This window comes from Sulfurimonas sp. NWX79 (assembly GCF_039667035.1).
In the GTDB taxonomy this organism is placed as follows: domain Bacteria; phylum Campylobacterota; class Campylobacteria; order Campylobacterales; family Sulfurimonadaceae; genus Sulfurimonas; species Sulfurimonas indica.
The window spans coordinates 1-618 of sequence record NZ_JALCZL010000066.1 but is presented as its reverse complement, the minus strand read 5'-3'; the positions used below and the strand labels follow the sequence as shown (position 1 = coordinate 618).

Here is a 618-nt window from a genome sequence, read left to right as displayed (position 1 = left end):
GCTCTTTTATATGCATAATGCTTACACCTGCAATTGCCATCCATGAAGCATGGGTGTGTCTTAAGCTATGTATAGTTATTCTGTATTTGCCAGCCTTGTCATTGTTTGGAAGCATCTCATCAACTATTTCCTGCCATTGACGAGGCATTTGAATAAGTTGCTTGCCATTGGATGCTGGGATAACAAGGTCATTTCTTTTTTCATTAAAAAGTTCAACTAGCACATCAAGTGCTAAATCTGAAATATATATTTTTCTATCGTTACCATTTTTATTTGATTTGAAATATATAAGTCTGTTGTTAAAATCTATATCATCCCAGGTAAGTGAAGCAACCTCACTAAATCTGGCACCAGTATACAAAAGAAGAACTGTTAAGCGGTAAGTTAGCGGTGTTTTTTTAGATTTCAATCTCTCTAAAAGCTCTTTTGCTTGATCTTTAGTTAAAAATCCTATCTGTTTATTATCAAATTTTGGCATTTTGACTTTGCCTTTGGAAATGGGGTTTGTATAGTTTAGTATCAGTTCATTATTTATGGCATAGTTGATGATTTGTCTTGCAAGCCCCAGTATCAGTTGTACTGTTCTTGGTTTATATCCATCTGTTAGTTTTTTCTGTT

1 protein-coding gene is annotated in these 618 nt (G+C 33.8%); it reads right to left on the bottom strand.

Annotation, left to right across the window (positions count from 1 at the left end; genetic code table 11):
• A partial coding sequence (locus tag MNY27_RS10940) for a site-specific integrase (RefSeq protein ID WP_346392350.1) occupies nucleotides 1-618 on the bottom strand: 618 nt, incomplete at both ends.